The 20,667-nt window shown below is 63.7% G+C and carries 17 protein-coding genes; 12 read left to right on the top strand and 5 right to left on the bottom strand.

Annotated features, from left to right (window positions below):
- Positions 1 to 26 precede the first annotated feature (26 nt).
- The 3 genes from ACFSM5_RS19090 to ACFSM5_RS19100 all read left to right on the top strand — a co-directional run bounded on the left by ACFSM5_RS19090 (position 27) and on the right by ACFSM5_RS19100 (position 1,843).
- Positions 27 to 575: an ATP-binding protein gene (locus ACFSM5_RS19090; RefSeq protein WP_379878186.1), complete on the top strand. Its 549-nt coding sequence runs from the start codon at positions 27 to 29 to the stop codon at positions 573 to 575.
- Positions 576 to 656: 81 nt separating this feature from the next.
- Complete coding sequence (locus ACFSM5_RS19095; protein WP_379878187.1) at positions 657 to 845, top strand: hypothetical protein; 189 nt, start codon at positions 657 to 659, stop codon at positions 843 to 845.
- Between the two features lie 71 nt (positions 846 to 916).
- Positions 917 to 1,843 carry a lysylphosphatidylglycerol synthase domain-containing protein gene (locus ACFSM5_RS19100; RefSeq protein WP_379878188.1) on the top strand — a complete coding sequence of 309 codons (927 nt, stop codon included), beginning with the start codon at positions 917 to 919 and terminating at the stop codon, positions 1,841 to 1,843.
- Here the strand turns inward: ACFSM5_RS19100 and ACFSM5_RS19105 are convergent.
- The 3 genes from ACFSM5_RS19105 to ACFSM5_RS19115 all read right to left on the bottom strand — a co-directional run bounded on the left by ACFSM5_RS19105 (position 1,824) and on the right by ACFSM5_RS19115 (position 4,224).
- On the bottom strand, positions 1,824 to 3,164 hold the full coding sequence (locus ACFSM5_RS19105) for a class-II fumarase/aspartase family protein (RefSeq protein ID WP_379878189.1): 1,341 nt from the start codon (positions 3,162 to 3,164) through the stop codon (positions 1,824 to 1,826). The genes ACFSM5_RS19100 and ACFSM5_RS19105 overlap by 20 nt on opposite strands.
- An 86-nt stretch (positions 3,165 to 3,250) precedes the next feature.
- Positions 3,251 to 3,457, bottom strand: a complete 207-nt coding sequence (locus ACFSM5_RS19110) for a hypothetical protein (RefSeq protein WP_379878190.1) — start codon at positions 3,455 to 3,457, stop codon at positions 3,251 to 3,253.
- Entirely contained in the window at positions 3,454 to 4,224 is a 771-nt protein-coding gene (locus ACFSM5_RS19115) for a Bug family tripartite tricarboxylate transporter substrate binding protein (RefSeq protein ID WP_379878191.1), read from the bottom strand. The genes ACFSM5_RS19110 and ACFSM5_RS19115 overlap by 4 nt, the downstream gene beginning before the upstream one ends.
- A gap of 213 nt (positions 4,225 to 4,437) precedes the next feature.
- On the opposite strand from ACFSM5_RS19115, the gene ACFSM5_RS19120 reads away from it, so the two are divergent.
- From ACFSM5_RS19120 to ACFSM5_RS19135, 4 genes are all read left to right on the top strand, one after another.
- A complete protein-coding gene (locus ACFSM5_RS19120) occupies positions 4,438 to 5,550 on the top strand; it encodes a GntR family transcriptional regulator (protein ID WP_379878192.1) in 1,113 nt (370 codons plus the stop codon).
- 78 nt (positions 5,551 to 5,628) lie between these two features.
- On the top strand, positions 5,629 to 6,114 hold the full coding sequence (locus tag ACFSM5_RS19125; protein WP_379878193.1) for a tripartite tricarboxylate transporter TctB family protein: 486 nt from the start codon (positions 5,629 to 5,631) through the stop codon (positions 6,112 to 6,114).
- Positions 6,115 to 6,124: 10 nt separating this feature from the next.
- A complete protein-coding gene (locus tag ACFSM5_RS19130; RefSeq protein ID WP_379878194.1) occupies positions 6,125 to 7,633 on the top strand; it encodes a tripartite tricarboxylate transporter permease in 1,509 nt (502 codons plus the stop codon).
- Positions 7,634 to 7,767: 134 nt separating this feature from the next.
- On the top strand, positions 7,768 to 8,769 hold the full coding sequence (locus ACFSM5_RS19135; RefSeq protein WP_379878195.1) for a serine hydrolase domain-containing protein: 1,002 nt from the start codon (positions 7,768 to 7,770) through the stop codon (positions 8,767 to 8,769).
- On the opposite strand, the gene ACFSM5_RS19140 is transcribed toward ACFSM5_RS19135, so the two are convergent.
- Positions 8,766 to 9,356 carry a TetR/AcrR family transcriptional regulator gene (locus ACFSM5_RS19140; RefSeq protein ID WP_379878196.1) on the bottom strand — a complete coding sequence of 197 codons (591 nt, stop codon included), beginning with the start codon at positions 9,354 to 9,356 and terminating at the stop codon, positions 8,766 to 8,768. The genes ACFSM5_RS19135 and ACFSM5_RS19140 overlap by 4 nt on opposite strands.
- Positions 9,357 to 9,485: 129 nt before the next feature.
- Between ACFSM5_RS19140 and ACFSM5_RS19145 the strand changes: the two genes are divergently transcribed.
- Positions 9,486 to 10,712: an MFS transporter gene (locus ACFSM5_RS19145; protein ID WP_379878197.1), complete on the top strand. Its 1,227-nt coding sequence runs from the start codon at positions 9,486 to 9,488 to the stop codon at positions 10,710 to 10,712.
- A 58-nt stretch (positions 10,713 to 10,770) separates the two neighbouring features.
- Here ACFSM5_RS19145 and ACFSM5_RS19150 read toward each other — a convergent pair whose 3' ends face one another.
- Positions 10,771 to 11,814 (bottom strand): S1 family peptidase, encoded by a 1,044-nt coding sequence (locus tag ACFSM5_RS19150; RefSeq protein ID WP_379878198.1) that lies wholly within the window; start codon positions 11,812 to 11,814, stop codon positions 10,771 to 10,773.
- Between the two features lie 107 nt (positions 11,815 to 11,921).
- On the opposite strand from ACFSM5_RS19150, the gene ACFSM5_RS19155 reads away from it, so the two are divergent.
- The 4 genes from ACFSM5_RS19155 to ACFSM5_RS19170 all read left to right on the top strand — a co-directional run bounded on the left by ACFSM5_RS19155 (position 11,922) and on the right by ACFSM5_RS19170 (position 20,665).
- A complete protein-coding gene (locus tag ACFSM5_RS19155; protein ID WP_379878199.1) occupies positions 11,922 to 13,529 on the top strand; it encodes a VWA domain-containing protein in 1,608 nt (535 codons plus the stop codon).
- A gap of 10 nt (positions 13,530 to 13,539) precedes the next feature.
- A complete protein-coding gene (locus tag ACFSM5_RS19160) occupies positions 13,540 to 14,838 on the top strand; it encodes a hypothetical protein (protein WP_379878200.1) in 1,299 nt (432 codons plus the stop codon).
- A 73-nt stretch (positions 14,839 to 14,911) separates the two neighbouring features.
- Positions 14,912 to 17,977 carry a virulence factor SrfB gene (locus ACFSM5_RS19165; protein WP_379878201.1) on the top strand — a complete coding sequence of 1,022 codons (3,066 nt, stop codon included), beginning with the start codon at positions 14,912 to 14,914 and terminating at the stop codon, positions 17,975 to 17,977.
- Between the two features lie 12 nt (positions 17,978 to 17,989).
- Positions 17,990 to 20,665 carry a virulence factor SrfC family protein gene (locus ACFSM5_RS19170; protein WP_379878202.1) on the top strand — a complete coding sequence of 892 codons (2,676 nt, stop codon included), beginning with the start codon at positions 17,990 to 17,992 and terminating at the stop codon, positions 20,663 to 20,665.
- The last annotated feature ends 2 nt before the right edge of the window (positions 20,666 to 20,667 follow it).

The raw sequence follows: 20,667 nt of genomic DNA on the forward strand, positions 1-20,667 counted from the left end.
AAATCGCGTCGGGGATGCAGCGCTGAATGAATCAACAGGTCGAAATACTCTTGATCACAGGTCCGGCGGGTGTCGGAAAATCGACGGTCAGTTGGGAGGTCGGGGCGCAACTGGCGGCCAAAGAGATCGCCCATGCCATCGTCGAAACGGACGAGCTGGACCGGGTATTTCCCAAGCCGTCGGCTGAGGAGTTGGAGGCGCTGCGTCCTGGGACGCGCGATATCAGCAGCCTGACGCTGGCGGGGATCTGGTCGACCTACCATGCGCTGGGCCATCGGCGCCTGATCATGTCCGGCGTGATGGTGCATGTGGGGTTCGATCGCCGCTGGATCTTGGCCGCTATTCCCGATGCCACGATCAAGGTGGTTCGTCTGATGGGCAATGAGGCGACGATTACCGAAAGGCTCGCCCGGCGCGAAACCGGATCGGGGGCGGAGGCGCAGGTGCAGCGCTCCCTGGGGCAGGCCCAGCGGATCGCCAGTCAGGATGCCAGCGAGTTCCTGGTTCTGCAGACGGATGGCAAGTCACCCCAGGAGCTGGCGGCACTGATCCTTCAGGGCAGTGGCTGGGTGTGACAATCAGTATTCGCAATTGATAGTCATTTGCAATTAAAGCTTCGGCGCGTTATCCATCGCGAACGCTTAAGGAGCCGTCGCATGGGCAAAGGATTATCGATTGTCGAACTGACCCTGGAGGAGATGATGGCGGATCCCATCGTCCGCCTGACCATGGGGCGCGACCAGGTAACCGAGCAGGACGTCCGCACCCTCGTCAGCGCAGTTGCGGACAGGCTTCAGGGTAGAGCCCAGCCGCAGGGCATCCGGAAGCCGGGCGCTCTCGGTTAACCGGCCCGGAACTGCCCGCCCCAGCCCGAGTTGTCTTTGCAGACAAAGCGGGAGGGGTGGTGGCAGGAACAATGTCTTTTCTTCAGCGGTGGTCGAAGCCGCTGATTGCACTGATCATGGCGGGCGCCGCCGTCTGGCTGGTTTATCGGCTGACCGAGCAATATGACTTCGCGGAAGTCTGGCAGGCGGTGCGGGCGATGCCGATGCAGCGATTGCTGACGGCAGGCGGTTTTGCGGCGCTAAGTTATCTCTGCCTCACCGGCTTCGATGCCATTGGCCTGCATTACGCGGGCAAGCCTCTCAGCCATCTCCGTGTCGCCCTGGCGTCCTTCACCACCCATGCCATCGGCCATACCATCGGGCTGGCGATCTTGAGCAGCGGCGCCATCCGCTATCGTTTCTATAGCCGCTGGGGCCTCAATGCCGAACAGGTGGCCAAGGTCATCCTGTGCTGCGGCGTCACGGTCGGCCTCGGCTTGACGGGTTTGATCAGCTTGAGCCTGCTGATCAAACCGGATCTGGCGGAAACGATCGTCGGACTCTCGTCTGCCTGGGTGCGGGTGATCGGCGCTGTTGGATTGGCGCTGCTGGTGATTTATCCGCTGCTGGCGGCGAAATTGCGCCGTCCCTTGAAGCTCTGGCGCTGGTCATTCGGCTTTCCAACGGTGAAGGTCGCCGTGGCGCAGGTGTTGCTGGGGCCGCTGAATTTCGCCTGCGTCGCCGCCTGTCTCCACCAGTTGCTGCTGGCGGTGGTGGAGATCGATTACCCGTCGGCCGCCGCTGCCTATGGCATGGCCAATGTGGCGGGGCTGGTCTCCCATGTCCCCGGCGGTATGGGGGTGATCGAGGCTGTCCTGGTCACGATTTTACCAGGGGCGAAGGTGCTGGCCGCCGCCGTCACCTTCCGCGCCCTCTATTACCTGGCACCGCTGCCTTTGGGCGTGCTGGCATTCCTGCTGGCGGAGGTGTTTGCCAGCCCTAAGCGGTCGGAGAGGTAAGATCGCTGATCAGGCTTTCGACCTCGCCCAGATAGGCGGCGGGGTCGATGGTAACGCTCTCCGCGATCTCGGGATGACCGCTGGCGGTCAGGCTGTCGCGGATCAGGGTCAGGAAGGGAATACCCTCGGCGACGGATCGCTGGGCGGCCTCATAGAGCATATGGTGCGCATGGTGGCGGCCCAATTGATCCGAGAGCTGCATCATCACGGCTTCGGAGGCGATCAGGCCGTTGGAGATTTCCAGATTGCGGCGCATGGCGTCGGCATGGACGGTCAGTCCGGCGGTCAGCTTGGCCAGCATCTCGACGATGGACACCGCGATGATCGCCACCTCGCGCAGGGTGATATCGGCGATATTGGTGGTGGAACTGTCGCCTTCATCCATCCGCACCATGGTCTCCACGGCCAGGGCCGCGCGGGAGCGCAGCATCCGGCAGAGGCTGATCAAGGTGAGGGACATCGATGGATTGCGCTTCTGGGCCATGGTGGAACTGCCCACCTTACCCATGTGGAAGGACTCTTCGAGCTCGCCCAGTTCGGTCCGCTGCAGGAAGACCACGTCCTGGGCAACCTTTTCGGCCGATCCTGCCAGGATCGTCAGGGACGAGATATAATCGCTGGCCCGGTCGAAGGAGGAACGCAGGGGAACAACGGCGGGGCGCAGGCCCAGCTTTTCCGCCATCAACGCCTCGACCCGGCGGCCCTGGCCGTTCATCGCGGCAAAGGTGCCGATGGCGCCGCCCATGCAGGCGACGAAGCTGCCGTCGATGCGATCTTCCAGGCGCTGGCGGCTGCGGCGCAATTCTTCCAGCCAACCCAGGGCCTTATAGCCGAAGGTGGTCGGCAGGGCGTGCTGGCCATGGGTGCGGCCGGGCTGAACGGTGGCGCTATGCTGGCGGGCGAGGGCGGCAACCTGCGTCTCGACCTGGGTCAGGGCGGTCAGGATCAGCGCATGGGTCTTGCGCATCTGCAAGGCCGCGCCGGTATCGAAGATATTCTGGGTCGTTGCGCCCCAATGCAGGTAACCCGCAGCGCGGTCACCGCAATGACTTTCGATCTGCTTCAGAACCGGGACAAAGGGGTGCTGGGCAAAGGCGATATCCTCGGCCAGCTTGTCGAGATCCAGCAGAGAGACATCGGCCGACGCCGTGATCGCCACGGCGGCATCCGCCGGGATCAGCCCGACGTCAGCCTGGGCCTGGGCCAGGGCTGCTTCCACATCCAGCCAGGCCTGTATGGTCGCCAGATCATCCCAGACGGCCTTGGCGTCGGCACTGAACCAATGGCTGGTGATATAGGAATCATACATGCTCAAGGGCACGGGGAAGGCTCCGGACTGCATCGGAAAAAAATGCGAAGCGCGTTATTGGGGAGCACGCGCTTCGCCAAGGCGGGAGGGAGAGGGAGTTATTCGGCCGTGATATTGGCGTCGGTGATGATCTTCTTGTAGGCGTCTGCCTGGGCCTGGACGAAGTCATGGAACGGTTTGCCACCCAGCGGCGAAGTCGAGAAACCGGCGTCGGCGTATTTCTTCTGGGCGTCCGGGTTCTTAAGGCCGTCGGCGATGGCGGCTTCCAGCTTCTTCACGAAATCATCCGGCGTGCCCGACTTCACGAAAATGCCCTGCCACAGAGCGGCAGCGAGAGGCCTTCGAAGCCGGGGATTTCCGACAAGGCCGGAACATTGGGAAGCTGGGGCGAGCGAGTGGTATCGCTGACAAACAGCACCCGGATCTTGTCCTGCTGCACAAACGGCAGAGCGGTGGAGGTGGTCAGAACGGCCGAGCTGAGAATGCCGCCCAGCAGATCGTTCGACACCTGCGCGCCGCCGCGATAGGGGGCATGGAGCAGCTTTACACCAGCGCGGGCGGCGACCATTTCGCCCAGAAAATGCTGGGCCGAAGCAATGCCGGGGGTGCCATAGGTCAGGTTCGACGGATCGGCCTTGGCGGCCGCCACAAACGCCTGAAGATCGGTGTAGGGCTTGTCTTTGAGAACGGCAAAAGCCATCGAGGTGACGACGGTGCGGCTGACCGGAATGGTTTCCTTGGCCCAGTCGATCTTGACGTCCTTATTGACCAGCGGCACGGCAACCGTATCGAAGCCGCCATAATACATTGTATTTGTATCAGCCTTGCCATTGATCAGCTTCTGCAGGGCGATCATGCCGCTGGCGCCGGTGGCATTTTCCACTACGACAGTACGGCCGAGGCGGCTGGCAATCTCAGGGGCGACCACACGGGCGGCGAAGTCGGCGCTGCCGCCTGCGGAATAGCCGACAAGCAAGGTAATCGGGCCGGTCGACTGGGCGAATGCAGCAGGGGCCGCCAGCAGGGAAGCGGCTAGGCAGGCCGCGCGAAAGGCTGAAGCTTTGACCGTCATCGGGACTTTCCTCCGGTATGAAGCGTGCCAATTTGCGATCCGGCGATTGGCATCTTTGATACGATACATATTGTATCGTCGTGTAATTGAGGGCTAACACGATTCTCGGCGGCGGATCAACTGGGATTCTGGTCGTTGTTACGCTTTTCTGGGCTGGTCATATTGTATTGTATCGTATATACACCTGACCTGTAAGCGTGAGAGTGGCGGTGCATGGTCGAACTATCGAAGCTTCAGGATCATCTGCGGGACTTGGCGGCGAAGGCCTTGCCGGGCGACCGATTGCCGCCGGTGCGCGACCTCATGCGGGATTTCAGCCTGTCGCAGCCCAATGTGCAGCGGGTGCTGGCCGACCTGAAACACGAAGGCGTCATTTCTGCTCAGATCGGGCGCGGAACCTTCTTTGTCAAAGGCGGCGACGGTTCGGTCGAACTGCCGGTCGAAAAGCCGCCGCTGGTGAAGCAGCGCGGGCGCAGCGTCATGCTGCTGCGGCGGGTCTTAAGCACGGGACGGGCGCGGTTCGTCGCCGACGATGTGCAGAACCGTATCCTGCAATCGGGCGATCTGGCGCTGGAAGTTGCCTATTCCGATGCGGATCATGCGAAGCAGGTGCTGCAGGGCATGCCTCGGTTTGACGCCTGTCTGGTGCAGAATTTCTTCGAAAAACTGCCCATCGATATGCTGACCGCGATTCGCAAGAAGACGGACACGGTGGTGGTCGACGGTGCCTGGCTGATGGGGACCGACGTCGATGCGGTCGGTTTTGAATGGGGCGAGCCGGTGGCGCGCGCCATCGATCTGCTGGTGCAGCAGGGGCATCGGCGTATCGGCTATATCACCACCGCCAGCAGCTTCCTGGCCAATGAGTTGGGCAAGCTGCGCTATCGCCGTCTGCGCCAGCGGCCGGAGTTTGCCGACAGGCTGCTGGAGATCGTCGAACTCTCCAAACTGCCCCATGCCGATTACGAACAACTGGTGGTCGAGCAGATCCGGGCGGCCAAGGATCAGCACAAGATGACCGCCGTGCTGGTCTGGGGCGTCGAGAATGGCGCCGTGCTGCGCAGCCTGCTCGAACGTCACCTCGGAACCATCCCGGCCCGTATGTCCGTCGTGCTGCTGGGGCGCACCGATCTGGTCGCGGAACACGCCGATTTCTTCACGATGATCGGCTATAGCTCGGCCGAGCAGGGCGCGGCGCTGCATGCCAAGCTGTTGCACCGTTGGGCGAACCCTTCGGCGCCCTATGTGCCTGAATTTGTCCCCATGCATGAGCGCAGCGGCCAGACCGTTGCCCCCATGAATGGGTGGAGAACCGATACCGGCTGATCTTTCATCCGGTTTTTAAGTGGACCTGACTGAACTATGCCAAGGCAGCCGCATAAGCTGCCGGGACAGGGAGGCTTTATGCTTTTGAAAATCAAAGGCCAGCAAGATTTCTGGATAGGGATCATCTTTGCCGTCAGCGGATTGGCCGGGTTGGCGATAGCGCGTGGCTATGCATTCGGGACGGCCGGACGGATGGGGCCGGGATATTTCCCGACCGTGATCTCTGCGCTGCTGATCCTGCTGGGGCTGATCTCGATCGCGCGGGGGATGGTCCAGGATTCCGCGCCCATCGCGCCTTTCAATTGGAAGGCACTGAGCCTTATCACCGTGTCGGTGCTGGCGTTCGGCTGGTTGCTGCAGGGGGCGGGGCTGATCGTCGCCTTGATCGTGCTGACTCTGGTGAGCGCAGTTGCCAGCGTTCGCTTCCGCCTAGGCTGGAAGCCGGTGCTGGGACTGGTGCTGCTCGTCGTGTTCTGCGTTGCCGTTTTCGTGAAGGGCCTGGGGGTACCGATGCCGCTGGTCGGCGATTGGTTCACGGGCCTTGTGCCCGGCTTCGGCGCGTGAGGGGGTAGTCATGGATATTCTCGATAATCTGTGGCTCGGCCTCACCGTCGCCGCGACCTTCCAGAACCTGCTCTATTGCCTGCTGGGTGTCTTCCTTGGGACGGCCATCGGCGTGTTGCCGGGCCTGGGGCCGGTTGCGACCATCGCGATGCTGCTGCCCGTCACCTTCGGTCTGCCGCCAGAAACCTCGCTGATCATGCTGGCCGGTATCTACTACGGCGCGCAATACGGCGGATCGACCACGGCCATTCTGGTCAATCTGCCGGGCGAGCCGTCATCGGTGGTTACCGCCCTTGATGGGTATCAGATGGCGCAGAAGGGCGAGGCGGGACGCGCGCTGTCGACCGCTGCCATCGGGTCCTTCATCGCGGGCACGGTCGCCACGATCCTGGTGGCGGTCTTTGCCCCCAGCCTGACGGTCATCGCCCTGAAGTTCGGTCCGGCGGAATATTTCTCGCTGATGGTATTGGGGTTGATCGCGTCCATCGTCATGGCCCATGGATCGCTGCTGCGGGCGCTGGGGATCATTCTGCTGGGGCTGTTGCTGGGTATGGTCGGGACCGACGTCAATTCGGCGGTACAGCGCTATTCCTTCGGCATCCCGGAACTGAGCGACGGCATCAATTTTGTCGTGCTGGCCATGGGCATATTCGGGATCGGCGAGATTGTCGCGAACCTGGAGCAGGAGGGGGACCGTACCCTCCTGACCAAGAAGGTCACCGGCCTGATGCCGACGCGGGAGGATTGGAAGCGCACGCTGGGGCCAATCTTCCGTGGCACCGCCCTGGGGTCGGTTCTGGGTATCCTGCCCGGCGGGGGCGCGGCCTTGGCATCCTTCGGCGCCTATTCCATCGAAAAGAAGATCGCCAAGGATCCGAGCCGGTTCGGCAAAGGCGCCATCGAAGGAGTCGCGGCGCCGGAAGCGGCCAATAATGCGGGCGCGCAAACCTCCTTCATTCCCATGCTGACCCTCGGCCTGCCGTCGAACACGGTCATGGCGCTGATGATTGGCGCGATGATCATGCAGGGCATCCAGCCGGGGCCGGCGGTCATGACCGAACAGCCGGGGCTGTTCTGGGGTCTGATCGTGTCGATGTGGATCGGCAATCTGATGCTGCTGGTGCTGAACCTGCCGCTGATCGGGCTTTGGGTCCGCATGATCTCGATCCCCTACCACTTCCTGTTTCCGATCATCATCGTCTTCTGCGCCATCGGCGTGTTCAGCGTGAACAATAATGTGTTCGACGTGGGGCTGATGGCCGTGTTCGGCGTGCTCGGTTATGTCTTCCGAAAGCTTGAGGCCGAACCGGCGCCGATGCTGCTGGCCTTCATCCTGGGGCCGATGATGGAAGAGTTCCTGCGGCGGACCCTGCTGTTTTCGCGCGGGGATCCGCTGGTGCTGGTGACGCGCCCGATCAGCGCAAGCCTGCTGGCCGTCGCCGCCATTCTGCTGCTGATCGTGGTGCTGCCCGTCATCCGTAAACGCCGCGAGGAGGCGTTCCAGGAAGGCGAGAGCTAAGAGATCCAGGCGGACCTGCGGGTCTAAGGATATATCCGCCTGGAGAACCGGGTCGGTCGAGGTGCCCCTCGGTCCGGCCCGGTTCCATTTTCGAGGTCACGCTGTCGCCATAAAGCACAGGCTTACCATCATTCATGGATCGTCGCGCCTTCATCGCCGGAACCGCCAGCCTGCTGGCCTTGAGCCGCTTCTCCCAGGCGCAAGGGGCTACCCTTGAGGGTCTGCTGAATGAGGCTGCGAGTTTCGAGACGCTGCAGACGGTGATCGTCGCGCGCGGTGGTGAGATTCTGATTGAGCGCGGCTATCGGGGCCGCTCCACCAGCCGGGCTACCAATATCAAATCGGCCTCCAAATCGGTGGTGTCGGCCCTGGTTGGGATCGCCATCGACAAGAAGCTGTTGAGCGGGCCGGATCAATTGATCGCCCCGCTGCTGAAAGCCGATCTGCCTGCCAAGCCCGACCCGAGATTGCGGCAGATCACCATCGGGCATCTGCTGTCGATGCAGGCGGGACTGGAGCGGACGTCGGGCGCCTTCTATGGCCGCTGGACGGCGGGCAGAAACTGGGTGCAGGGCGCCTTGAGCCGTCCCTTCGTCGATGAACCGGGCGGCGATATGCTCTATTCCACCGGATCGACCCATCTGCTGTCGGCCATCCTGACCCGGGTGTCCGGGAAATCGACGCTGCAGCTGGCGCGCGAGTGGCTGGGCGGCATGCCTGGCTTTGCCATCGCGGCCTGGGAGCGGGACCCGCAGGGGATTTATTTCGGCGGCAATCAGATGGCGATGAGTCCGCGTTCCCTGCTGGCGTTCGGCGAGCTTTACCGCAATCGCGGGCGGAATCCGACCGGGGTGCGGCTGATTTCGGAAGATTGGATCGACCAGTCCTGGCTGCCGCGCACTGCCTCGCGCTTTACCGGCGATGCCTATGGCTATGGCTGGTTCCTGCGGAGGGTGGGGGAGCACGAGGTGCGCTATGCCTGGGGGTATGGCGGGCAGATGCTCTATATCGTGCCGTCGCTCGATATGGTCGTGGTGATGACCTCGAACGAGAATGAGCCGTCGGGGCGCACCGGCTATCGCGAGCAACTGACGGGGCTGCTGGGTCGCATCCTGGCGACGCAGGTCGCGGGTTAGCTCTTCCGCCGCAACCCTTCCAGCAGGTCGCGGAAAGCGGCGACGGCTTTTTGCGAGGTTTCTTGCGGGTTGTCGGAACTCGCGATCCAGGTGGCGGCGTGGCTGCTGGCGCCGTTGATCAGGCGGGCGGCGCTTTCCGTATCGATATCGATGAGCTTGCCGTCCGCTTTCAGAGCGTCCAGACGTTCTTTCAGCACCATGACGCAGCAGTTGTTGTTTTCCCATTGGGAAATATCGCCCAGGACAGCAGGGCCATCGCGGAACATGATGCGCTGGATTTCCGGCTCTAGCGCCATCTCGATATAGCCGACCCACTCGTCGAGCACGCCCTGCCAGGCATCCGGAGTGCGCTCCGATATTTCCTTGAGACGCTGCGACATTTCAGAGTCGATCTGATGGACGACCGCCTGCAGCAACCCTTTTTTGTCGCCAAAATGATGATAGAGCGCGCCCCGCGTCAGGCCTGCTTCGGTCGTGAAATCATCCATCGAGCTGTCGGCATAACCGACCGTGCCGAAGGCATGGCGCCCGGCGGCGATCAGTTTGGCTCTGGTTTCGGCGATCATCTCCTGGCGGGATTTTCGCATTGGGAGGGCTCCAAAAATAATCTCGCATACGTCGCGTATGTTAATTGACATACGAAGTGTATGCGATTATGTCATTCACATACGTCACGTATATATGTGAAGCGGGCATTCGATCAAGGAGCTGTTTAAATGTCCAATCCCTATGCCGAAATCTTCCGTGCGCCGGGGGCTAAAGGCTTTTCGGCTGCAGCCTTCATGGGGCGCCTGCCGTTTGCGATGGCGCCCATCGGGATCGTCGCGATGCTGTCGCAGACTCATGGCGAATATTGGCTGGCGGGCGCTGTGTCCGCGACCTTTGCCCTGACCAATGCTTTCATCTCTCCCCAGGTTTCGCGCCTTGTGGATCGGTTCGGCCAGGCTGCGGTCGGCGGACCGGCGGCGGCGATATCGGTCATCGCCTTTCTTTTGCTGATCCTGGCGACGAACCAGGATTGGCCGGTCTGGACTTTGTTTGCCTCTGCTTTCCTCGCCGCTGCAATGCCCAGCATCTCGGCCATGGTGCGGGCGCGCTGGAGCGAGATTTTCCGCGACCGGCCCGAACTCAATACGGCCTTTGCCTTCGAATCCGCGGCGGATGAGCTGATCTATATCTCAGGGGCGTCGATCTCGGTCGGCTTGTCCGTCTCGCTGTTCCCCGAAGCGGGGATGCTGGCGAGCACGATCTTCTTTGCCATTGGCGCTTCAGCCTTCCTGCTTCAACGCGGCACCGAGCCGAAAGTGCGTCCCGTCGATGCTGCCGGACCGCAGGGGTCGGCGATCCGACTGCGGGCTGTGCAGATCATCACCCTGGCCCTGATCTTTGTCGGCGCGACCTTTGCTACGGCGGAAGTCAGTGCCGTCGCGATCACCAAGCAATTGGGCCAGGAGAGCGGGGCCACTCTGGTGATCGGCGTCTATGCCGTGGGGTCTTTCGTGGTGGGTCTGATCCTGGGTGCGCTCAATCCCAAGATGGCGCTGCGCCGCCAACTGCTGATCGCGGTCAGCATTCTGGCGGTGACGTCGGTGCCGCTGCTGTTTGCCGGCACATCGGTTGCGCTGCTGGCGGCGGCGGTCTTCGTCAGCGGGATTGCGATCTCGCCGACCTTCATCACCGCCTTTGGCCTGATCGAGCGCCGGGTGCCGGAGTCGATGCTGACGGAAGGCGTGACCTGGGTCATGACCGGGATCGGCATCGGTATGGCGTTCGGGTCGTTCGCCACAGGCTGGGTTGTCGATAATTTCGGGGCGCAGAACGGCTTCTGGGTCTCAGTCATCGCCAGTGTGGCGGCGGCCCTGACGATCGCGTTGGGCCAAGGCACGCTGGCCGATAAGACCGAGGCAGAAGCGCCTGAGCCTGTGGCTCAACCAGCCGAATAGAGGCTAGTTCGAGGGGCAAGCGCGGCTGTCGAGAGGCAGTCGCCCGCCGCGTAAGCGGCTAGTTCGAGGGGCAAGGGCGGCTGTCCAAAGGCAGTCGCCCGCCACTTTGGGCCAGGAAATCGCTGATCGCGCCCGAGGTCTGGGCGTAGGAGATGCGGCCCGCATTCTCGGCATCGACCGTGATGAAGGTATTGATGCCGATGACCCGGCCGCAGCTATCCACAAGCGGTCCGCCGGAATTCCCTTGCAGGATGGACGCGGTATGCAGCACTACCGGCACCCCTTGAGGGGAGGTCTGGAGAGACTGCACCACGCCCTGGGTGAGATTGAGGTCGGGGGCGGATTTGGGGTCGCCTGAGACAAGTCGGCGGAAGCCGGGATCATTCTGGACGGTCAGGCCCGGATATCCGGCAGCCACGATAGCGGTCAGTTTGCCGTTCTGACTGGTCAGGGGCAGTGTCGCCGGAGCGCTTCCTTCGGTGAGGCGGACGAGGGCGAAGTCGGCGGCGCCAGGCTTGCCAGAGGCTGATGTGCGAACGACCTGGGCCGGAACGGCACGGCCGAGGCTGGCGCTCGCGATCAGCAGGCGGCCGTTCTTGGCATCTTCGACCGCATGGCGATTGGTCATCAGCAGGTCGGGGGCGATGAAAAAGCCGGTGGCGATGCTGTCGCTCGTCAGCACCAGCGCGGTGGCTTTCTCCAGCCGATCCGTCAATTCCGGGATGGTCAGGGTCTTTAAGGGGCCGGTCGCGGTGGGCGCAAGCGGGGCGGGAGCCAGTGCCGCACCTTGCCGCAGCTTCTGTCCAGGCGGGCAGAGCAGGGGATTGTTCTGGCTGCGGGCGTCGGCGATGGCTTTCTCCAGGGCGGCGATCTCGTCGGCCAACTGGACCGCGCGCTTCTGGATGTCCGGGGCAAGCTCCGCCGCTTGCGCCGGGATGATCTGTTCGATGACCAGCGGCTTCTTGAACCACCAGATCCAAGCCCCCAGCGCCAGGATGCCAAGCAGTAGCAACAGCATCATCGCCAGCCAGAGCCAGCGGCCGGGGATGGCGCCCAGGAACCTGCGGTCGTTGTTGTTCGCCTCTGCAGCCGATGCGGCCATCCGCCTGTCCTAAAAGTTAATTAACTGCCGCCCGCCTTGCGCAGCACGCAGTGCAGACTCTACACTCCTGCCAGAAGCAATGCCAAGCAAGAGGCGACAAGCACCCCATGGCCGACCGGCTGATCGCGACTAGCCCGACAGGGGGATATCGACAACTGGGGGTGCATGGACAGGCCGTTGTCGATTCCCATCGGCAGCTCGCCTCCATTCTCTCCAGCCGTCTCTCGCCCCGCCATGCGGCCCTGTTGGCCCTGCCGCGCATCGACCCCAAAGGGCAGCGTATCGACTGGTATTCAGCCCTGCCTGGAACCGTGACACCGGTAACGCAGTTGCCGCCCGAGGCGCAGGGAAAGCTGCGTGCGGATGCCGAGGCGCTGAAGGCCGATATCGCGTCGCTGAGCCAGACCCTGATCCAGAGCGGCGGGACGGGGGAACTGGTCGGCCGAATGCTGGCGCTCGCCTTGACCGCGCCGGGGGCCGATTTCCTCTATCAGGTCGGCGACCAGCCGGTCCTCGCCATGTGGGGGCACGAGACAGAAGGGGTGGTCGCTGCCCCCGTGGCGCCGATGGCGCCGCCTCCGCCCGCACCAACTCCGGCCCCAACCCCGGCTCCGGTTGCTGCTGAAGCAACTGTCTCCGCGATGGCGGCAGCCCCTGCACGCCGGGGATTCTGGGGGTGGCTGTTCTGGCTGCTGCCGTTCCTGCTGCTGTTGCTCCTGCTGCTTCTGCTGCTCAAGGCCTGCGAGCCGATGATGCCGAAGATCGTGCAAGTGCCCGATCCCAATCCGCCCGCAGCGCCTGCCGATCCGACGGCGGACCTCGAACGGCGGCTTCAGGCTTTGAAGGATGAGCAGGCGCAGCTTGGCAAGGAAAAGGCGGAGTTTCTGAACCGCTGCGTCCCTGATGATCCGACCCCGCCGCGGCGGGCCGAAGATCTGCCCGCGACGCCAAAACCGCTTCCGACACCAGAACCCCCGAAGCCCGAACCTGTTAAGCCCGAACCTGTTAAGCCGGAACCGCCAAAGCCGGTGGAGCCGCCGAAACCGGCCCCGACCCCCACGCCGCGTCCGACTCCGACTCCGGCACCGACACCGCCGCGTGCCGATGCGACGCCGCCGCCCAGCTGCACGCCGTCCTATGGTCCGGGCGACGAACCGGAAGTGGTGATGATCGTCGATGGCTCCGGGAGCATGAATGAAAACTTCGCGGGGGGATCGTCCCGTATCGATCAGGCGCGCCGGTCCATTGATGGTGTGGTGAAGGGCATGCCGCCGGGGATCGACATCGGCCTGATCGACTTCCGGGGCTGCGATGCCGTCAATCGCGACGATTTCTATTCCGACAGCGAGCGTCAGCAACTGCTGAACAAGGTCAACGGCCTCAGCCCCTGGGGTGGGACGCCGCTGGCCCGATCCATCGAGCGGGCGGGCAATATCGTCTCCAACGATGTGGACTCGGTGATTGTCGTTGTCTCGGATGGCGAGGATACCTGCGGGGGCGATCCCTGCGCTGCTGCCCGTGCCCTGAAGAAGGCCAAGCCGAATGCGGTCATCAATGTGATCGATATTTCCGGCGATGCAGGCGGGCGTGCCGCGATCCAATGTGTCGCCCAGGCGACCGGCGGGCAGGTGCTGAAGCCGAATTCGCCTGCCGACTTTGCCCGCAAGCTGCAGCAGGCGACCAAGCAGCCTGACATGCGTAACTGCAGGCCATGAGGGGGGCCTTATGAGACTGGGAACCGTCCTGGCGGCGGCGCCTGCCGATCGCTATCAGCCCATCGGTATTCATGGGCAGCCGGTGTTCGAGTCCCATGTCCAGCTGAAGGCGGCGTTGACGCAGCGCTTTGGGGCGGAGCATGCGGCGCTTTTCTCCCGGCCCGACCAGGATGCCCGTGACGAAACCATCCGCTGGGTGGCCGAGGTGCCGGGTGAGGCACGGCGTTGGAGCGATCTATCGCCCGAGGAGCAGACCCGCACCGCCTTGACACTTGAGATGATGCAGGCCGACCTCAAAGCCTATGCTGCAGAGATCCGGGCGGGAACGCAGGATGGCGGCGCCTTGAGTTTTGCTGCCTTGATCGATAATGCCCTCAGCATTCCGGGCATCGAGCATGTGCATCTGGTCGGTGAGCAGCCGGTCTTAAGCTTCTGGGGTTTCCGGTCCGCACAAGGCACAGTGGTCACCAGCTTCGCTCCGCCTCCGGCCGGAGCGCCGGTTGGCGGCCCGGCCGCGCCGGTGGCCGCAGCTGCTGTCGTAGCCACCACTCCCTGGTGGAAGTGGCTGCTGTGGTTGTTGGCGTTGCTGCTGTTGCTGGCTCTGCTGCTCTGGTGGTTCTGGGGATGGTGGCGCGACGAAAAGCCGGTCGTCCCGCCGGTGCCACCCGCCATTGAAGAACCCAAGAAGCCGGAAGAGATTAAGCCTTCTCTGCCTGAGCCGGTGACCCCCGTCCCGGTGGTTCCTGGTGTTGGCGCCCCTGGGTCGGTTGCTCCTGGTACGGGAACGACGCCCACGACTCCGGCTACGCCCCCTGGGGGAACGCCGGAAACACCGCCCGCCACGACTCCGCCAGCGGTCACGCCGCCAGCGACGCCGCCGCCCACAACACCACCAACCGTGCCACCACCACCCCGGCCCGATGCGCCGCCCGGCAAGCCGATGGAGATCCCGCCCGACGCAGCTGCGAAGGGTGATACCGGCTTCCTGGATGGCTTGTGGCGGTCGCGCCGGGGGCTGATCGACAACAATACCGGCGAGGCACTGACGCAATATTATCGGTTCGGCCAGGACGGTCGGGGCGAAGCGGTGGTGCGGCGCGCTGACGGTGTTGAATGCAAGGCCCCGGCGCGCGGTACCTTCAAGGGCGGGCAGTTGGTGCTGGAGGAGCAGGGCGACCTGGTCTGCCCGGACGGCCGTACCTATGACCGCTCGCAAACCCAATGCGACCGTACGGCCAGCGGTGTCACAGCCTGCTATGGTGTCAATCCTGATGGCAGCCGTTATCGTGTCGGACTGGAAAAACCTTAACTTTGTGTCTGTGCTGCCGATAGGCTATGCAGATTCAACGTCTTGAATGTTCTCGAACAATTTTCGGTGAGTCATGCCCCTCGCGGAACTGAGCCATTTTCACGACAGCGTGCCCATCATCCCGGAAAGCGGATTGCAGTTCCTGGATTTCGGCATCCGTGTCGGAAAAGATCAGACTGAGATGCCGGAACGCTGGGGGTTCTACGCGGATAAGGCCTGGGCGCTGACCGGCAAGGACCTGCCGCAACTGGTGCAGCGGGAAGTCCCTGGTGGAGCGAGCGGCACTGGCCGTGTGACCTGCGAGGTCGACCTCAAGGACATCGAGACTCTGTTCGGCGACCAATGGATGCCGCTGCCGCTGTTTCGGCGCGATCTGTCCGGCAGCTTCTTCCGGGGACCGACGAACTGGGCGCGGGTGTTCCTGCATCGCCTGACCGAGGCGGATGCCGACGGCAATACCCACCGGGTTACGGTCAGCCTGGATACCCGTCTCATCCCCTTCATTGAAGAGGAAGCCTATGTCGCGCCAAGCTCAAGCGACGCCAAGAACGGCCGTCCTTTCGCGCTGCCCTCCTATCGCGATCCGATAGACTGGTACCTGCAGGAAGAATGGGTGCGCGACTGGTGCATCGAGGCAGGCAAGGATGTGGTGGAGAAGCGCGAGCGCGCCGCCGCCAAGGGCCGATCCGTGCCGACACCGACTATCGAGGAGGTACAGGCCTGGATGGTTGAGGAAGGTAAGCCGATGCTGCATCTGGCAGCTTATCGCGCCTATCTCGACTGGCTGCATTCCTCGGGCGTGCTGCCTGCCATTGTCATCGTGGATCGGGCGACCGAAGGTCATGCCGCACCCATTGATGTGGATCTGGTGCTGGATCTCGGCAACTCACGTACCTGCGGCCTGCTGATCGAGGCGGACCCCAGCGAAACCGGCGCCGATATCACCAATGCAGTGAAGCTGAAGCTGCGGGATCTCTCGCGCCCCTACAATGTCTATACCGACCCGTTTGCCAGTCGGATCGAGTTCAGCCGGGCCAGCTTCGGGCGCGACCATCTCTCCTTGCGCTCTGGCCTCGCTGACCGCTTCTCCTGGCCCAGCATCGTGCGGGTGGGGCCGGAGGCGTCCCGCCTTGCGGGCTTGCGTCGTGGCAGTGAGGGGGCGTCGGGTCTGTCCAGCCCCAAGCGCTATCTGTGGGACGAGGATGCACGGCGGGACAGCTGGCGCTTCAACAGTCCGTTCATTTCGGGCGAACAGTCGGACATTGCGACCGGGGTGGCCTTCACCACCCTGGTCAATGATAAGGGCGAAGCGCTGCACCGGATGGAAACCGGGCCGGGGATGCCGCTGGAAGACAGCTTCCCGTCGATCCGCGCGCTGTATGCCCGCCGTAACCTCATGTCCTTCACCCTGGCGGAGATCATCCTTCAGGCGTTGTGCATGATGAATTCCGCCGCCCACCGGGTGCGACGGGCGGCGAACGAGCGGCTGCCGCGCCGCCTGCGCCGTCTGATCATGACCATGCCGACCGCGATGCCGCTGGCCGAGCGGCAGATCCTGACCGAACAGGCCGAGGCGGCTTGCGAGCTGGCCTATATGGCGCTGGGGCTGGCCTGGCGGGAGCAGGGTGCGGATGGCCGCCCGGCGGTCCATTATGCCTCCGACGTGCGCCGCAGCGCCGATCAGCCCACCGTTGGCCCCGAGGTGCGGCTGCAGTGGGACGAGGCGAGTGCGACCCAGGCGATTTATTTCTACACCCAGATAGCCGTAAATTATTCCGGCGACGCCCGCGCTTTCTTCGACAGCATGCGGCATCCGGTGAATAAGTCCGATCCGGCGATGAAGGATGCGCTGCGGGTGGCAACGCTGGATATCGGCGGCGGCACCACCGATCTGGTGATCACGCGCCTCGACGTTGATGGCCGCGGAGCGAATGTCACCGTCTCGCCGACCCAAGAATTCCGCGAAGGCTTCAATCTGGCCGGTGACGATGCCGTGCAACAAGTGGTTCGCGAACATGTGTTGCCGCCGCTGCGCAAGCGACTGGCCGATGGTCCGCTAGGCGCCGATGGGGCCGAGTCGATCCTGTCGCAGCTGTTCGGCGGCGACCGGGGCGACATGAAGGTGATCGAACAGCTGCGGCGTCAGCAGTTCGCGACCCAGATCGCGGCGCCTATCGCCATCGCGCTGCTTTCGACCTACGAGCAGAATGACCCGCAGAATCCACCCGCCCTGGAGCGGCGGCCTTTCAGCGCCTTCTTCAATGAGGGCGACGGGCTACCGATGATGCTGGTGGATTATGTGAATGCCGAGGTCCGCAAGGCGGGCGATCCGGCCTTCAATCTGCTGGAGCTGGAAATCCCCATCGATGTGGCGGAGATCGACCGTACGGTGCGGGAGGCGTTCAGCGAGATGATGCAGGCCCTGGGAGAGATGGTCTGGCGCTTCCGCTGTGACGTGCTGCTCGTATCTGGCCGTCCGTCACGTTTGCCTGCGATCGCCAAGCTGCTGTGGGAGACGGCCTGTCTGCCGCCCGCCCGTATCATTCCGCTGCATCGCTTCCGCGTTGGCGGCTGGTATCCCTTCCGCGATGCCCGCGCCACCATCGCCGATCCCAAGACTACTGCAGCGGTGGGCGCCATGATCTGCCTGCTGTCCGAGGGGCAGTTACCGAACTTCAACTTCCGCGCGGACCTGCTGCGCCCGGCTTCAACCGCGCGTTTCTTCGGCAAGCTCGACCGGGGCAGCCGTCTGTTGAAGGACGATGAGTTCTTCACGGATATGCATCTGGAAGATACCGATTGGCCGCTGCCGGAGACGGGGGTGGAGTTCCGGGGGCCGATGCCGTTGGGCTTCCGCCAGATGGCTGCCGACTGGTGGCCTGCGACGCGACTTTATAATCTGGCCTATGCCGACAATGCAGATATCAGCTCGATCCAGCAGCGCACCCCGCTGACGGTCCGCCTGCGCCGCGACAAGTCGGGCGACAAGGCCAAGCGGGTGGTCGACAAGTTCCTGATCGGCAAGATCGAGGATCGCGACGGGCGCAGCGTGCCAAACGATCAGCTTCGCCTGCGTTTGCAGACCATCGACAACCAGTTGGGCTATTGGCTCGACACCGGCATCCTGCTGGACCAATAGGCGGACAGCATCATGAGCATCGACAATCTGCCCTCCGCCGCCCAAGGCCTTGGGCGTGCCGCCAGCGAAGCCCGTGCCTGGGTCGGCGATATTGCGCCCGTGGCTGGAAGCGTCGCGAACGAGGCGCATGCCCTGATTACCACCACCCGCCGGGCCGAAAACCTGGGCCGCCGGTTGAGTGGAGCCGCCGGGCGTCGCCCCTGCGTCGGCGTCTTTGGCCCCAGTCAGGCAGGCAAGTCCTATCTGGTATCGGCACTCGCCCGGCGTCCGGGGAGCACGCTGATCTGCGATTTCGCCGGAACGCCCAAGGATTTCCTGCGCGATATCAACCCGCCGGGCGATCGCGAATCGACCGGCCTCGTCACCCGCTTCACCACGGCACGCAGTGGCACGGTCGATCCGGCTTTCCCCGTCGAACTGCGGCTTTTGAGCGAAACCGATATCGTCAAGATCCTGGCGAACGCCTATTTCTCCGACTTCGATGCGAATAACCTGAAGATTGCGGCTCCGAACGAGGCTGCCCTGCGTGCGGTGATCGCGGCGGCGGAGGCAGAAGCAGCGCCAGCGTCGGTGGCGGCGCATCTCGATGAGATCGTGCTGTTCGACCTCGGCGAATATTTCGAGCGCTATTTCCCGGCCCGTATCGAAACCCTACGGCAGACCAGCTATTGGGAGGCGCTGATCCGGTTGGGCGGGCGGCTGTCGCTGGCGGGGCGCGCCCGGCTCTATGCCCCGCTGTGGGGCGGGATTGCCGAGCTGACGTCGCTGTTCCTGCATCTGGCCCAGGGGCTGGAGCAATTGGGCCATGCGCCCGAGGCGCGGGCGGCTATCGACGCCCTGGTGCCACGCGAAGCCAGCATCATCGACGTCTTCACCCTGAAGCGCCTGCGCACGCCAGAGGATGCAGCGGATACGATTGCGGTCCAGCCCCTGCTGGCTTCGGGGGCCGGGGGTGCCGTGCGCCTGCCGCGTGCGCTGCTGGCGTCGCTGGTGGCCGAGCTGAAGATCGTGATGACGGAGACGGCCTGGCCGTTCCTGGGGCAGACGGATCTGCTGGATTTCCCCGGCGCCCGGTCGCGCGAAAAGATGATCGAGATCGCGTCGGACGCCGAAGAACAGGTGGAACAGGTGCGCGGGCTGCTGCTGCGCGGCAAGATCGCCTATCTGTTCCAGCGCTTCACCGAGGAGCGCGAACTGACGGCCATGCTGCTCTGCATGCCGAATAACCCGGCCGAAGTGAAGGATCTGGCGGCCATGGTGCGCGGCTGGATCGGGCTGACCCACGGCGACACCCCGGCCGAGCGCGCGAGCGTGCGCAACGCCCTGTTCCTGGTGCTGACCAAGTTCGACCTGGAATTCATCGAAAAGGGCGGCGAGACTTCCGAAACCCGCAAGGGTAAGTGGGACCGGCGGCTCTATGCCTCCTTCCTGGAGCTGTATGGCCGCGACGGCTGGCCCGCCGACTGGGATGGCAAGCCGTTTGCCAATACGTTGTTCCTGCGCAATCCCGGCATGAAGCAGGAACATCTGATGTCCTATGCCGAGATCAAACGCCTGCCCGATGGCAGCGAACATCTGGTCGAAGGCGGCATCGCGCCAGCCAAGGCGCCGGTTGTCGCGGAATATCGCGATGCCTTCCTGACCTCTGAGATCACGGCCAAACATTTTGCCAATCGCGAGGCGGTTTGGGAGGCAGCCCTGTCGCCCAACGACGGCGGTATTTCCTTCCTGGTCGACCGCCTGACCAACACCATCGATGAACGGCTGAAAGCCAAGCAGATCGGCGAGCGGTTGAGCGAGCAGGCGCGGGTGCTGCATAGCCAGTTCCGCCGCTTCTATCACGCCGACGATGATGCGGGCCGCAAGGAGAAGGATCTGGCGATCCAGGCGCTGCGGCGCGATCTGTTTCGCCAGGTCGATCCCCAGCAGTATAAGCCGTTCCTGCGCCTGATCGCCGCCATGGCGCTGGAAGACCGGGAAAGCCGGGAATGTTTTCTGACCGTGGCGGTGCCCAAACAGGAACCCGCTGCTGCCGAAGCGCCTGCGGCTGCCAGCGACCCCTGGGCGGACGATCCCTGGGCCGAGGCGCCTGCCGCGCCCGTCGCCGCGCCAGCGCCAAAACCGGTGGTGCTGCAGGACCGGCCCGCGCATTTCGCCCGCGATCTCATGAACCTCTGGGCCGACAAGCTGCGTCGCCTGCCCCAGGCTGCCGCCGGTTTCGGGATTTCGGGCCGGATCATCGAGGATATGGCGAGCGAGATGATCGTCGGCGCCAATCGCCTCAACCTGGGCGGCGCCATCGCCGATGTGGTGCGCCGTCAGACCCAGGCGGCCAACGTGCGCTGGGACGATGTGGCCGACCGCGCGGCCAATCTCGCCAATGGCATCCTGAATGATTTTGTCGCCGACCTCGGCTTTGGCGTGCTGCCGGCGGGCGAACGTCCCAAGCGCCCGAAGTCCGATCTGCCGATCTTCGCCCCGCCGCCCATCTTCCAAGGGCTGCCGTCGCTGGGGGATCATCGCCAGCGGCTGGAGCTGGATTATTTCCTGGATTGGGCAACCGGCCTGCATCGCCTCGCTCTCGATAACGTCAGCTTTGGCGGCGGGCGCGAGATCGATGATGTCGGCAATGCCCGGCTGGGGCGTATCCTGGATGCGCTCAATCCCATTCTGACCCGCGTTGCCTGAAG

The organism is Lacibacterium aquatile (assembly GCF_042683105.1).
Lineage (GTDB): Bacteria > Pseudomonadota > Alphaproteobacteria > Elsterales > Elsteraceae > Lacibacterium > Lacibacterium aquatile.